We start from the raw sequence: 15,193 nt of genomic DNA, 5'->3' as shown, positions 1-15,193 counted from the left end.
AACTGCCCTGGGACCAGTAACTTGCCCTGAGACTCGCAAATTCCATTTGCCAGATATCACCACTACAAACTCTTCAAACTCTCCTCAATGATCCTGATCCGCTCTTTACCATCCAGTAGCTTCTTCCTTTCCAGCGCCACCACTTGCTCAGGCGCGTTACTCACAAACCGCTCATTTGCTAATTTTTTCTCTACAGACCTCACAAAACCTCTCGCATGATCCAAATCCTTCTCCAATTTTTCACGCTCAGCCTCCACATCGATCTCCAGCTCTAACTCTACATAGTATTTCTCCGTTCCCGATAAAAATCCGATCGTCCCCTCCGGCTCAGTCGTGGTCCAGATCAGATCCTCCAAAACACCAATCTTCAAAATCATCGCTCTTATTCCCTCCACCGAAAGCAGCTCCCTGGCGCCTTCACTTTCTTCAACATATACTTTTAATGGCTCACTTTTTTTCAATCCATACTTGTTCCTAACATCTCTGATCTTCGAAACGACATCTTTAGCCTTCTCAACTGACTTGACAAAACCTTTATCGAACTGTCCTGCCTCCGGCCAACTACCAGCCATACAATCTTCACCCTTTCCTCTTTTCTTCAATTTGTGCCATATTTCCTCTGTGATAAATGGCATGAAAGGATGCAAAATCAAACACAATTCCTCAAAGAGATCCATGGACTTTTGATACGTGTGTGGGTCAATGGGTTGCTCATAATCTGGCTTGACAATTTCCAGGTACCAGCTGCAGAAATCACCCCAAATAAAACTGTAGATCGTAACTAGCGCTTCTGACAGACGATAAGCCTTAAAATTTCCTTCTAATTCCTCTAGCATCATGGACTTCTTTTGCTCTAACCAGCTGATAGCCAATTTATTTTCCTGAGGCGTCTCAAGCGATGAATCAATCTCCAGATTTTTGAACATCCGCAAGGCATTCCACAGTTTATTGCAGAACTTTTTACCCTGGTCTACCAATTTTTCGTCAAACAAGAGGTCTCCTCCCGCAGGCGAGCTGGACAGCATACCATATCTGACACCATCCGCTCCAAATTCCTCCATCAGTTTGATGGCATCTGGTGAATTGCCCAATTGCTTACTCATCTTCCTCCTCTGCTTGTCCCTGACCATACCTGTAAAATATACATGCTCGAATGGTTTTTCATCCTTCCATTCGTATCCTGACATGATCATTCTGGCCACCCACAGAAATATAATATCCCAGCCCGTGACTAAAACACTGGTCGGATAGTAATAGTCGATCTCTTCCTGATCACCAAACTCGTCAAAAACAGACATTGGCCACAACCAGGAAGAAAACCAGGTATCTAATACGTCTTCATCCTGGCGAAGATCATCCAATTCTAAATCATGATCTCCCGTATGAGCCCTTGCCTGATACAATGCTTCTTCAGCTGTCTCAGCTACATAAACATCATCTTTATAATACCAGGCCGGTATCTGATGTCCCCACCATAATTGTCTGGAAATACACCAATCACGTATATTCTCCATCCAGTGCTTGTAGACGTTTTTTTGATTCTTTGGAAAGAATTCGACCTCGTCTGTCATGACCGCTTTCAATGCCGGCTCTGCTAACTTCTTCATATCCACGTACCACTGCAAACTGAGCTTGGGTTCGACTACAGCATTGGTCCGCTCCGATCTTCCAACATTATGGGTGTAGGGTTTTACTTCGACCAGGTTGGCTGAGGCTTCTAATTCTTTTACAATTTCCGTTCTGACTTTGAATCTCGACTGTCCAACATAATGGTTCACTTCACCCTTTTCATTCAGCGTTCCATCATCGTTTAAGACCTCTATAACCTCTAAATCATGTCTTTTTCCTATTTCATAGTCATTCACATCATGAGCCGGTGTTACTTTGAGCGCTCCTGTTCCAAACTCCCGATCTACATAATCATCGAATATGATCGGGATAGATCTATTAATTAAAGGAACCAAGGCTCGTTTACCTTTTAAATGCTGATATCTTGGATCCTCAGGATGAACTGCGATGGCTGAATCACCCAAAATCGTTTCTGGTCTCGTAGTTGCAATCGTGACAAACTCCTCAGAACCCTCTATTTGATATCTGACATGATAAATATGGCTTGACTCATCTTTATAAATCACTTCTTCATTAGACAAAACGGTCAGGGCTTCAGGATCCCAATTTACCATTCTGAGCCCACGATACAATTTACCCTTATGATAGAGGTCCACGAAAGTTTTGTATACCGCCGCTGATCGCTCTTCGTCCATAGTGAAAGCGGTTCTTTCCCAGTCACATGCAGCACCTAGCTTCCTCAATTGCTTTAAGATGATTCCACCGTATTTTTCCTTCCATTCCCATGCATAAGCCAGAAACTCATCTCGGGTGAGGTCCGATTTTTTGATCCCTTTCTCCCTGAGCATTTTGACCACTTTGGCCTCAGTAGCAATCGAAGCGTGATCCATGCCCGGCACCCAACAAGCATTTTTGCCATCTAAAAGCGCTTTACGGATCAATATATCCTGGATGGTATTGTTGAGCATATGGCCCATGTGCAATACACCCGTAACATTGGGTGGCGGAATAACGATGGAAAATGCTTCACGCTCATCAGGTTCAGAGTGAAAATATCCTTTTGATTCCCAGTGTGCATACCACTTTTCTTCAACTTCAGCCGGATTGTATGTGGGTGAGATCATTCTTTGTCTGTATTTTATAATTTAACCTGCAAAGGTAAGTCTTTCAGATGAAACAAATCCAATTGACAAAAGGATTAATCTCGATGTTGAAATCAATCATAATTAATTTCTCTACGATTTTTGACTTCAATTGCATTTACTTAATTTGCTGAAAACTAATTTTTATGAGAATACACTTCACTTTACTATTTGCACTAACTCTTTTTTTATATGACTTTAACAGCCTTTATGCACAACAGCTGAGCAACGTTGATGAAGAAGCAATCAACACGGTTCAATGGAGGCAAGTCGGTCCTTTTCGCGGCGGGCGGGCTGGAACAATTGTAGGTAATCCGAAAAAGACCAATGAATATATCATGGGTACGGCCGGCGGCGGAGTATGGAGGACTAAGGATGGCGGAAATACGTGGTCATGCATTTCTGATGGTTTTTTTGGGGGATCTATAGGCGCTGTAGCCATGGCTCCTTCGGACCCTAATGTTTTATATGTAGGTGAGGGAGAGCAAACCCTCAGAGGAAATGTTTCGTCAGGTAATGGCATGTGGAAATCCACAGATGGCGGAACGACCTGGACACACATTGGCCTGAAAGGAACAGAGCACATTGCCAGGGTCAGGGTCCATCCCACCAATCCGGATATTGTATATGTTGCTGCCATTGGCAATTTGTGGAAACCCAACAAAGAGAGAGGTGTATATAAAACGACTGATGGAGGGACCACCTGGGAAAAGATTCTCTATGAAAGCGATAAAGCAGGAGCCGGTGATTTGATTCTCGATCCTAACAATCCGAGGATCATCTACGCCTCTACCTGGGAAATGAAAAGAAATGGCTACCGCATGGACAGCGGTGGACCAGGAAGCAAACTTTGGAAAAGTACTGATTCCGGAGAAAGCTGGACAGATATCACCGCAAGCGAAGGTCTTCCTAAAGGTACACTCGGCATCATTGGAATCACTGTCTCGCCTTTGAATTCTGACAGAATATGGACCATTATCGAAGCCAACGATGGTGGTGTATTTAGGAGTGACGATGCTGGTAAAACCTGGACTAAGACCAGTGCCAACCGAGAGCTAAGACAAAGGGCCTGGTACTATTCAAGAATATATGCAGATACGCAATTGGAAGATCGGGTGTATGTTTTGAATGTGGGCTTTTGGCGATCTAATGATGGTGGAAAGACTTATGAAAGAATTCAAACACCACATGGTGATCATCACGACCTATGGATCAATCCGGGAGATAATGAAATTATGGCTATCGCAGATGATGGTGGCGGTCAGGTAAGTTATGATGCCGGTGAAAATTGGACTACCTATCACAATCAGCCAACCGCTCAATTCTATCGGGTCACAACAGACAATCACTTTCCCTTCCGGATATATGGAGCGCAGCAAGATAACAGTGCTATTCGAATCAGCCACAGATCGTCCGAAAATGCGATCACAGAGCAAGACTGGGAATCTACCGCTGGTGGTGAAAGTGCGCACCTGGCACCGGACCCGGATGACCCTGACATCGTTTATGGTGGCACGTACAAAGGTTATATGATGCGAAAAGATCATTCCAATGGCCAAACGAGATCGACTAATGTATGGCCAGATAATCCAGCAGGGTCTGGTGCAGAAATCATGAAATACCGGTTCAACTGGAATTTTCCGGTCATGTTTAGCCCTCATAATTCTGAAAAGTTATACGCTGGTTCTAATTACTTGCATGTTTCAACAAATGAAGGCCAATCCTGGAAGACCATTAGTCCGGATTTGACTCGCAATGACCCCGAAACCATTAAATCCTCAGGCGGTCCGATTACGCAGGACAATACGGGAGCTGAATTTTATGCTAACATATTTGCAATGGCCGAATCTCCTCTTGAAGAAGGTGTGATTTGGGTTGGAAGTGATGATGGCCTGGTTCATATAACACGAGACGGAGGTGAAAACTGGGAGGAGGTCACACCTAAAGGGTCACCCAAGCTCAACATGATGAATTGTATTGATGTTCATCCATTTAAGAAAGGAGCGGCTTACCTCGCTGCTACACATTATAAATTTGGTGATTATACACCTTATCTTTACAAAACAGAGGATTACGGTAAAAATTGGACCTTAATAACAGATGGCATTCCTTCGAATTACTATACCAGAGCCATACGGGCTGATCAGGTCAGAGAAGGACTGTTGTATGCAGGAACAGAATGGGGGATGTTTGTGAGTTGGGATGATGGAGAAAACTGGCAACCTTTACAACTTAATTTGCCCATTACCTCCATTCGGGATCTGCACGTAAAAGACAATATGCTAATTGCTGCTACCCATGGCAGGAGCTTCTGGATGATTGATGACCTTGGTCCCCTCCAACAAATTGATGAAAAAATCTTACAATCCTCGCACCATTTGTATCAACCAAAGCCTGCTTACAGAATGGCACAAGGAGGTTGGGGAAGTCCTAATAGTAAATTGGAAGGCACAAATCATCCAAATGGTGTATTGTTCAATTATTTTATTCAAGACTATAATGATTCTATGGATGTGGAACTTCGAATTGAGGAGGTTGATGGTCAATTGATCCGTAGCTTCACCAATCATGCTAAGGATAAGGACAATAAATTGGAAGTTGATGGTCGATTTATTTGGGATATGAGATATGAAGGATTTAAGGAATTTGATGGCATGGTACTTTATTCCTCTCCTAATAACGGTCCGAAAGCTGTACCAGGTCAATATGTCGCGAAATTGATCGTAGACGATATGGCTAAAGACCAGGAATTTGAAATTACAAAGGATCCAAGACTTGAAAGTACTCAGGAGGATTTGGAGGAGCAGTTTGAGTACCTGAGTAATGTTCGAGATAAAGTAAGTGAGGCACATCAAGCGATCATCGACATCAGAAGTATCAAAAGTGATATTGATTACTTTGAGAAGAAATTGGCTGATAATCCAGATTATAAGGAATTTCTTGAAACTGCTGACCGACTAGTAGATGAGTTAGAAGTCATTGAAAACAACATTCATATGACGAAGAATCAAGCCCGACAAGATCCCTTGAATTACGGAATCAGAATCAATAACAGGCTGGCATTTTTACTTGCAGATCAGCAGCGAGGTGACTATAAACCTACAGATCAGGCAGTCGCTTTTTATAAAGAAGTCAGTGCAGAACTAGATAAAGAACTCTCTGATCTTGACCAATTAATCAATGAAGGATTAGTAGAATTAAACAAAATAGGTCAACCACTGGGAGTGCGTATCATGAGCGATCGAATTCATGTAAGACCATAAAAATCAATCATAATGATAAAATACATAAGCTTTTTAGTTTGTTTACTAACGCTGTTGATGGAGATCAATGGGCAGGAAATTAACCTGGCATACATGCAGGAAATTGCCATTGTGGATCAAAAGGTCATGATGCCTATGCGAGACGGAATCAGATTGGCCACCGACATTTATCGGCCTAAAACTGACGATCCTGTCCCCATTATATTCTCCAGAACACCTTACAATTTCAATACCTGGAGAGACGGAGAGGAATCTACGAGAACCCTTCAACGAGCTTATGAAGCTGTAAAAAGGGGCTATGCTTATGTAGTGCAAAATGAAAGAGGCAGATTCTTTTCAGAAGGGGAATGGGACATTTTAGGTACTCCGCTGACTGATGGCTATGATGCCTTTCAATGGATGGCGGATCAATCGTGGTCAAATGGGAAGATAGGTACATTGGGATGTTCTTCCACTGCGGAATGGCAAATGGCGGTGGCTGCCCTCGACCACCCTTCGCACGCGGCTATGGTTCCTCAGGGTTTTGGAGCCGGAGTAGGAACAGTGGGCCGGTTTTACGAGCAGGGTAATTGGTATCGAGGCGGAGCAGAGCAAATGTTATTTTTTGCATGGCTTTACGGAGTTCAGCACGATCCAAAAGCTCCGAGACTTGAGCAAGGTATTTCTCAGGAAGATCTTTTAAGGTTACAGCGCTTTTATGATATGGCTCCGGAGTATCCAAGGGTGGATTGGTCTGAAAAGCTTTGGCACCTTCCCGTTCAGGATCTCATCAAAAATGTCAATGGTCCTCAAGGGATATTTGAGGAAATGATTACCCGAAAGCCCAATGATCCAAAATGGTTTGAAGGGGGTTTGTATCATGAAGATATGGAAATCGAAATACCCGGGTACTGGTTTGTCTCGTGGTATGACGTATCTACTGCCCCTAATATTGAGTTGTACAACCATGTTAGTAAAGGCAGAGATGACCAGTACCTGGTCATTGCACCTACTCTTCATTGCAGGTATACACGCGCTACTGAAAATACCATTGTAGGAGAAAGAAGTGTCGGAGACGCACGCCTGGATTATGACGAATTGGTGTACGGATGGTTCGATTACTGGCTGAAAGATCAATCTAATGCTATTTTACAAAAACCGAAGGTTCACTATTATCTGATGGGCAAAAATATCTGGAAAACGAGTGAAGTTTTTCCTCCGGCCGCCGCTGAAATGACTACCTATTTTCTGGATAGTGAGGGAGATGCTAACAGCCTATTTGGAGGTGGTAAGCTGGTCGGTGAAGCACCAGACGATAATCAAGCCGATGAGTTTGTCTATGATCCTATGAACCCTGTAACCAGCTATGGGGGCAATGTTTGTTGCACTGGTAATGCCATCGAAGGTGGAGCCTTCGATCAACGACAAATGGAGACCAGAAATGATATCCTGGTATATACTAGTGAACCGCTTAGCAAAGGTATGGAAGTGAGTGGATTTATCGAATCCACCCTTTATGTTTCATCAGATGCGAGGGACACGGATTTTACCATCAAATTGATCGATGTCTATCCAGATGGAACCGCGTATAACTTAGATGAAACGATACAGCGCGCCAGATATCGAGAGGGCTACGATCAGGAGGTTTTTATGGAAGATGGGGAGGTGTATAAAATCGAAATGAGTCCAATGTCGACCAGCAATTATTTTGAAAAAGGACATAGGATCAGGATCGAGGTATCAAGTAGCAACTTTCCAAGATTTGTCAGAAACCTCAATACAGGTGGCAATAATTATGATGAATCTGAAGGAGTGATTGCGAGGAATAAGATTCATCATTCTAAAGAATACCCTAGTAATATAACTCTGCCGATCGTAAAAGAGGAAGGAGAATAACTTTAGGGTCCTTTGAATACCGTTACACGACATTGAATAGGTTACAGAATGAGAAAGTGTAGCACATATATCGCTGTTTAGATATACAAATTGGTATTTTCATTCGTTATTTGTCTAGAGTCTAAAAATGAAAGTAACCCTTTGCTATGAAAACAACTTTATTGATTTGCATTTGTCTTCTTCCATTATTTACTTTAGCACAAATAGATGAAACTCGAAATCATGAATTGAGAATCTCTTTTTTGGGGAATGTCACCGGCCTTCCCAATATTGCGCCTGAAATTCAACATCTTGGTAAAAACTCTAAATTGTCCTTAACCTACTTAAAAAGACACAAGGAAACCAGGTTCTTTTACGTGGGTGAAGTCAATGGCTTAGTCAACAGAATGAATCATTCCTGGTATGATAATAATATTGGCAACACATTGTGGTACAACCTAGGGGGATTTCTTGGTGTAGAACATCAGTATCAATTCAAACACTTTGGTACTTTTCTTTCTGCGGGACTGGTAGGTAGCTTTCTAAACTACAAAGGAGATTTCACACTTCCTGATCGTCCTGTGATTAGAGATTTCTCTTATCGTAATTTTCAGGTAGGACCTTCAGGCAGATTAGTGTTATATACCAACATTTTATCCAATGCGTATATTTTTCTAAATACATCTTTAGATTTTATTTTAGAATCTTCCACTGCTAACCAATCCATTAATGAGATTCCTCTAGATGAAACCTTTATCAATACTAGAATGAATCTTAACGCTTTGGGAGTCGCATTTAAGTTTTAAAGGATCAAAGTGGCCTGATAGTGTTTGTCTGACACCTTATTTTTCATATTTTTAAGGATGAAAAGATTTGTACTATTTATCCTGATTTGCACACCCCTATTTTCCTTTACCCAATCCTTGGAAAGAGTGGAGCCCCCTAATTGGTGGGTAGACATGAAACATCATGAAATCGAAATCATGATGTATGGGAAAGATCTCGCGACTTTGACACCTAAAATCAAGTATGAAGGTGTGAAATTGTTGTCGCACAAAGCCTATGAGAATCCCAATTATCTTTTCATTACCATTGATATATTAGAAAATGCTGCAGCAGGAAATGTCGATATCATGTTGTACAGTGGTGATGACCTTGTCATCACTCACTCCTACCCCATTCTGGAAAGAAATCCTCAACGTGCTAATATCCAAGGTTTTAACAGTTCTGATGTCATGTATTTGATTACACCCGACCGTTTCTCGAACGGTAACCCTGAAAATGACAATGTGCCGGGTTTGAAAGAAGAAGTCGATCGAGAGTTGTTAGGTGGCAGACATGGCGGAGATATCCAGGGAATCATCAATCATCTGGATTACATCAAAGACATGGGTTTTACGTCCATTTGGCTCAATCCCATATTGGAAAATGACATGGAAACGTATTCCTATCACGGCTATTCCACCACGGATTACTACAAAGTAGATCCACGCTATGGCACCAATGAAGATTACCTGAAGCTTTGTGATCTCGCTCGTGATAAAGGGATCAAAGTGATTATGGATATGATTGCCAATCATTGTGGCCTAGAACATTGGTGGATGAAAGATTTGCCATCGGAAGACTGGATCAATCAATGGCCGGAGTATACCAACACCAATCATCGAAAAACCGTCATATTGGACCCCTATGCTACCGAAGAGGACAGACGTCAGTTTTTCAAAGGGTGGTTTGTGCCTTCTATGCCGGATCTCAATCAGGAAAACCCCAGCATGGCCAAATACCTAATTCAAAATACCATATGGTGGATTGAATTTGCGGGAATTTCAGGGATCAGACAAGATACTTACCCCTATCCCAATATGTATTTCATGGCGGACTGGACCAAGGCTGTAATGACTGAATACCCCAATTTTAATATCGTTGCTGAAGAATGGTATCTCAATCCTGTAGTAGTCAGTTATTGGCAAAAAGGTAAGGATAACCCCAATGATTATACCTCTGATTTGAAGAGTCTCATGGACTTTCCGATTCAAAATGCACTCGTTAAGTCATTGACAGAAGAAGAAAATTGGCACTCATCCTGGAACCATGTCTATGAAAAATTAGGACTGGATTATCTCTACCCTGACCCTATGAACATGGTCATATTTCCTGACAATCATGATATGAGCAGAATTCATGCACAACTGGGAGAGGATGTTGCTAAAACCAGAATGGCCATCGCCTATTTTGCCACGATGAGGGGAATTCCACAATTTTACTATGGAACGGAGGTCTTGATGGCAGATAGCACTGGAGATCACGGCGAAATTAGGTCTGATTTTCCAGGTGGATGGCCGAATGAAGATCCTGAGCTGACACAGGAAGAGGAAGATTTCCGGTCCTATATGCGAAAAATTCTACGATGGCGCAGAGATAATGAAGTCATTCACAACGGTGAACTGGTACATTTTGCACCAGAAATCAATGACGTTTATGTTTACATAAGACACAGCGGTGACGATCGGGTCATGGTGGTTCTCAATAAAAATGAAGAGACAGTATCACTATCCCTCGATCGCTATAAAAAGTATTTTCCACAACAAACCGCCAGAGATGTCATCAGCGGCACCGAGATGGATCTGAGAAATACCATCACATTAATGCCTAAGACGGCCTATATTCTTGAATAGAACAAAAAACGCTTTACCGACATTAGGCTTGTAAAAATTAGTCTATGTTACGAAATCTGCGCTCGAAAATCAACAAGAAAGATCCTTTAATGATTCAACCCTACTATGGTTACGCATCACCTAATAGTTTGTGGATCAAAGGCAGGGTATTGGAGAATGAAGGCATTTTCGAAGGAGAAACGGAAGGTGCCATCCGAAACCTGATTCAAAATTTCAAACGTTTCGAGACCGATGAAGTACCAGGTGTCAAAGTTAACATAGAAATCAAAGGCAGAGAGTATGAAGTAGTAACCGATCGAGAGGGGTATTTTACCTTGGATGTAGAATGGGATTATCAACACAATTACAAATCGAATTGGATTCAGGCCATTGTGACATCACATGGAATAGAATCAGCTGTTGCAGAAGTTTTCTTCGCGGCTAAGGATGCTCAATATGGAATCATTACCGATATCGATGATACAGTTCTGAAAACCAATGTGACCTCAATTTTCAAATTGAAAATGCTGTATGCCACTTTTTTCAAAGATGCACATCAAAGGTTACCGATGGAGGGAATAGTGGAACTCTTCAGCAAGTTTGCAGATGATCAGCATCCCATATTTTACATCTCACACAGTCCCTGGAATATTTTTGATACCCTAAGTGAGTTTATGGATCTTCAGGGACTTCCGAAAGGACCTATCTTGTTGCGTGACTATGGTTTAAATCCCGTTGGAAATTTTCATGATCACAAATTGGTCTCCATCAAGCGTGTACTGGACAATCATCCAAATCTTAAATTTATCATGCTAGGAGATACAGCAGCAGAGGATGCGGATTTTTACACCGAACTTGCCCATGAATATGAAGGTCAAATTGCCGCCATTTATATTAGACAAACCAGAAGAAATAAGAATGCAAAAAGAGTCGAAAAATTAGTGGAAGAACACTCTGATCATGAAACTGAAGTGATATTAACAGATTCTTCATCAGTCATGTTGGAACATGCTAAGGCAAATGGTTACATCTCTTAATCCGCTTTAATCTACGAATAGTATTCTATCAGTTATCAGTTGACCATTGGCTTATCCAAACGGAGCCTCATTTTTAATCACTAATGTGAGCTTATGAATTGCTTTAAAGTCTTTAGAAGTTGATTTCCTTCATTAATACTGATTACTACATACTGAGGCTGCTTAAGATCGATCGGTATATACTGAAGCTGACTGGAGATCCTTCCTTGCAGCAAAAGTCTTCCCGTGAGATCTGTGATTCTATATGCATAAGAATCTCTAGGTTCCGATGGAAGTGATACTACCAAGTTATGGTTGATGGTGTCATAGCTGATCTGGATAGAAGTTCCAACTACTTTTTCCTCGATAGATACACTGTTTTCCTTCATCCATTCAACACCCCCCGGAATGAGTAAATTAGAATTGAAATCAAAAAAAGTCGCATGCTCCTGATGCGAACCTTTACCCCAAAGAGTCCGACACTCCGAAGACACCCATGAAGGCTCCCAATAGATCATCCCTAAACCTCCTGAGTTCTGAACTTCATTTTTCAAATCTATCAGCCAAGCCTTTTGACTTGCCGGAGAAGCTGCACCATAATTTTCATCAATTTCCGAAATAATATTATTGGCTGAATCATTAGATGCTGTGGTCCAAATATAACCCGTTTCTACTACCATAACTTCCTTGTCGTATTTTGTTCTGAACATGTCAATGATGTCGCCTGCCCGCTTTATGGTAGTAGGTTTATGCCATGCCCAGTAGTAGGACAGACCAATGATATCAAAATCTTGCACGCCATTGCTCCAAAACTGCTCCATCAACCAAATGGCATCTTCAGGTCCGGCGAAATGAACCATGACTTGTATCTCTTTACCCAGATCTCGCGCTATATCTCTTACCGCCTTAATGCCATGATTGAATAGCTCAGCATTTCTTGGCCATTCCAGTTTCCACTCCTGATTGTCCTCTTTAGTTTGCAAAATTCCTTTATTCGTTTCATTGCCCACCTGCACCATGTCAGGCAGCAATCCATCATTATGCAGACTGCTAAGTGTACTGTAAATATAGTTGTACAAGGAATCCTTTAATACTTCAAGGTCATTCGCAACTCCTTCCCACGCTTTCGGAATGATTTGCTTTCCCGGATCGGCCCATTCATCGGAAAGGTGAAAATCCAATAAGACCGACATGTCATGCTCCTTAGCTCTCTGAATTGATTTCTTGACATCTTGAAGATCGGAATATCGCTTGCCATCGTTTAACTGGTCATACCATTCCGGTGTGTGCCACAATCGCAATCGAACGAGATTACTCCCGTAATCCTGAAAAATATCGTAGACATCCTTGGTTTCGCCATTTTCTTTGTAGACGACACCACAATCTTCCATTTCATTGACGTAGGACTGATCGGCGCCGTAGTAAAATTCCTGTGCCTGCCCAAAGATGCAAAACATTAAACATAAATAACTTAAAATCAGATATTTCCAGATCACCATTTTTTTTAGTATCCCGGATTTTGCTCCAGATTTGGATTGCCACTGATGTCAGACGCCGGGATTGGAAATATCGCGCGATAAGGCTCGACTTTCTTTCCTTCCTTAACGCCACCTTTCCATGCCCACAAATAATCACCATCCGTAAACTGTCCGAATCTAATCAAGTCTGTTCTTCTGTGACACTCCCAATATAATTCTCTTGCTCTCTCATCCAGAATAAAGTCTAAAGTCAGCTCAGCATCTGAAATATTAGAGGACTCACCTTGAAAGGCTCTTGTCCTGACCCTATTGACATAATCTAACGCCAGGGACCTGTCTCTACCCGTTTTCAATATCGATTCAGCCGCCATTAAATAAATGTCTGCCAGCCTGAATACAGGGAAGTCCGTGTCCGGATGCGAATTATCAGAACCAGGTGTACCGTCTCGGTTGATGTTTTTGAACTTTCGAATGGCATAACCATCTGTAAATAGTCCGACGTCTTCTATCTCTAAGGATTGACCTTGCGTGTAAAACAGCTTCCTTCGATCAAAGTCAAGAAAGTTGATCTGATAAGTATAGTCTGGTTTATCTAAATAGAGTATGATTTCATAATTACCGCCTTTTTCGATCACAATATCATCACCATCTAATTCAAGAATGGCGTCCGCACCTGTATCGCCATAATTGATATCCCAGGCATCATTTGCTCTGAATTTCATTCCACCCGCAGATAGATTAACACTGATTTTTAAGGCTTCCAAGTCAGCATCCCACTCCAGATCTAAATCCTCGCCTTCCCATCCTGCAGATGTCGCATCTCCAATTACTCCAAATTCCTGCTTCTCAATGACATAAGTATTGTCGTTCAGATTCACCCTGATATAATAAAAGCCAGATTCTGGTACTACGATATTGGCACCATTTGATTCCAGAACTCCATCGCCTTCGTTATCACCTAATTTAAGTGCTAATGAGGGAATGGTTGTAACTACAAACTCTGTATTGTCTTCAGCAAAATATCGGTAACCTTCAAATATCTTATTGCTATTCTTAGAGGAAAGTGAGTTTTCTGTATCAGAAGCATTGAAATCATTAAAAGATCCCGGTATATAGACTTTCGGATACTGCCTGGTACTACCTTGGCTAGGTTCAACAAGCACTTGATCTTCATTAGGAAATTTTTGGACAAACTCCTTAGTTGTTCTTACACCGCCCCAACCATTGGCCACGCCAGAAGCCCTTGGGTCCATAGAACCTCCGATACCTGCACTGACGATAAACGTTGTTCCTCCCCAGGTTCTGGTATTGATTCCATCAAAAGTGATCGGGAAAATTACCTCAGAAGATAAATGATTATCCGCAAGGAAGAGGTGCTGGTATTGATCATCCAATTCATAACCTGCATTGATCAATTTCGTACAATATTCCAGGCAGTCTGCATATCTTTCAGTTCCGGTATAGATTTCTGCATTTAAATACAGCTTGGCCAGGAGTGCCCAAACCGCTCCCTGATCTGCACGACCATAAGGATTGGTCCTAACAGTAGCGATCTCTGTTTCAATTTCTTTCAGATCAGCCTCTATAAAATTAAAGAGTTCAGGTCCTTGGATCTGCTCAGGAAAGAATGAACCCACAATATCATTTTCAGTAACGAAAGGCACATTCCTGAACAAGTCAAGGGCATGGTAATAACTCAGTGCCCTCAAAAATCTGGCTTCCGCTCTATACCCTTGAATGTCAGATTCTAGTGCAGGATCAACGCCTCTTTCTGCCAATTTTTCATCTGTAGTTTCCCTCAGGTATTCATTAGCCAGGGCAATTTGATAAAATATCCTGGAGTAATGTGCGAAAATAAATCCATCAGAAGAAGTCCACGATTGTGCATGAAAATCTGCGATGGTTTGATCATTCCAACCTATAAGCGCTTCGTCCGTGGTCAGTTCCTGATGATACCAGTAGCCACGTAAATATTGCCCAAAACCTTCATCAATTCCTTCTATATCAGCTTGACCCGCTGGACCTTGTTGACCTGATACTGCTAATCCAGCATACAACTTGGCCAAGACTCTAAGATAGGATTCCGGGTCTTCGAAAACCACATTGGCAGTCACCACATCCTCATCCAATGGCACTGTATCCAGGTCCTTAAAACAACCTACACTCACCATTAATAAGCCTAATGAAAAAATTATCTTTATATATTTCATGATCTTT

8 protein-coding genes are annotated in these 15,193 nt (G+C 41.9%); 5 read left to right on the top strand and 3 right to left on the bottom strand.

Translation table 11 applies throughout. The features are described from left to right. Nucleotides 1–62 precede the first annotated feature (62 nt). Nucleotides 63–2,693, bottom strand: coding sequence for a valine--tRNA ligase (locus L2567_RS13565; RefSeq protein WP_235298332.1), 2,631 nt, complete (start codon nt 2,691–2,693; stop codon nt 63–65). A 164-nt stretch (nt 2,694–2,857) separates the two neighbouring features. Between L2567_RS13565 and L2567_RS13560 the strand changes: the two genes are divergently transcribed. The 5 genes from L2567_RS13560 (at nt 2,858) to L2567_RS13540 (ending at nt 11,519) form a co-directional block, all read left to right on the top strand. Beyond that, a complete protein-coding gene (locus L2567_RS13560) occupies nt 2,858–5,974 on the top strand; it encodes a VPS10 domain-containing protein (protein ID WP_235298331.1) in 3,117 nt (1,038 codons plus the stop codon). Nucleotides 5,975–6,031: 57 nt separating this feature from the next. Next, nucleotides 6,032–7,849 (top strand): CocE/NonD family hydrolase, encoded by a 1,818-nt coding sequence (locus tag L2567_RS13555; RefSeq protein ID WP_406626693.1) that lies wholly within the window; start codon nt 6,032–6,034, stop codon nt 7,847–7,849. A 146-nt stretch (nt 7,850–7,995) separates the two neighbouring features. After that, nucleotides 7,996–8,634 carry a hypothetical protein gene (locus tag L2567_RS13550; RefSeq protein ID WP_235298329.1) on the top strand — a complete coding sequence of 213 codons (639 nt, stop codon included), beginning with the start codon at nt 7,996–7,998 and terminating at the stop codon, nt 8,632–8,634. Between the two features lie 57 nt (nt 8,635–8,691). Then, nucleotides 8,692–10,503 (top strand): glycoside hydrolase family 13 protein, encoded by a 1,812-nt coding sequence (locus tag L2567_RS13545; RefSeq protein WP_235298328.1) that lies wholly within the window; start codon nt 8,692–8,694, stop codon nt 10,501–10,503. Nucleotides 10,504–10,547: 44 nt separating this feature from the next. Further along, nucleotides 10,548–11,519 (top strand): App1 family protein, encoded by a 972-nt coding sequence (locus tag L2567_RS13540; protein WP_235298327.1) that lies wholly within the window; start codon nt 10,548–10,550, stop codon nt 11,517–11,519. A gap of 80 nt (nt 11,520–11,599) precedes the next feature. Here L2567_RS13540 and L2567_RS13535 read toward each other — a convergent pair whose 3' ends face one another. After that, nucleotides 11,600–12,955: a glycoside hydrolase family 53 protein gene (locus L2567_RS13535; RefSeq protein WP_235298326.1), complete on the bottom strand. Its 1,356-nt coding sequence runs from the start codon at nt 12,953–12,955 to the stop codon at nt 11,600–11,602. Between the two features lie 47 nt (nt 12,956–13,002). Further along, a complete protein-coding gene (locus L2567_RS13530; protein ID WP_235298325.1) occupies nt 13,003–15,186 on the bottom strand; it encodes a RagB/SusD family nutrient uptake outer membrane protein in 2,184 nt (727 codons plus the stop codon). Nucleotides 15,187–15,193 lie beyond the last annotated feature (7 nt).

It is taken from the genome of Portibacter marinus (assembly GCF_021533195.1).
In the GTDB taxonomy this organism is placed as follows: Bacteria; Bacteroidota; Bacteroidia; order Chitinophagales; family Saprospiraceae; genus Portibacter; species Portibacter marinus.
Note: the sequence above shows the minus strand (reverse complement) of the source record. Positions and strands in the feature narration are given on the sequence as shown.

Excerpts from the sequence above, each read along its gene's own strand:
- L2567_RS13545 (WP_235298328.1), top strand. The coding sequence starts at position 8,692 with ATGAAAAGATTTGTACTATTTATCCTGATTTGCACACCCCTATTTTCC.
- L2567_RS13565 (WP_235298332.1), bottom strand. The coding sequence starts at position 2,693 with ATGATCTCACCCACATACAATCCGGCTGAAGTTGAAGAAAAGTGGTAT.
- L2567_RS13555 (WP_406626693.1), top strand. The coding sequence starts at position 6,032 with ATGGAGATCAATGGGCAGGAAATTAACCTGGCATACATGCAGGAAATT.
- L2567_RS13535 (WP_235298326.1), bottom strand. The coding sequence starts at position 12,955 with ATGTTTTGCATCTTTGGGCAGGCACAGGAATTTTACTACGGCGCCGAT.
- L2567_RS13530 (WP_235298325.1), bottom strand. The coding sequence starts at position 15,186 with ATGAAATATATAAAGATAATTTTTTCATTAGGCTTATTAATGGTGAGT.
- L2567_RS13550 (WP_235298329.1), top strand. The coding sequence starts at position 7,996 with ATGAAAACAACTTTATTGATTTGCATTTGTCTTCTTCCATTATTTACT.
- L2567_RS13560 (WP_235298331.1), top strand. The coding sequence starts at position 2,858 with ATGAGAATACACTTCACTTTACTATTTGCACTAACTCTTTTTTTATAT.
- L2567_RS13540 (WP_235298327.1), top strand. The coding sequence starts at position 10,548 with ATGTTACGAAATCTGCGCTCGAAAATCAACAAGAAAGATCCTTTAATG.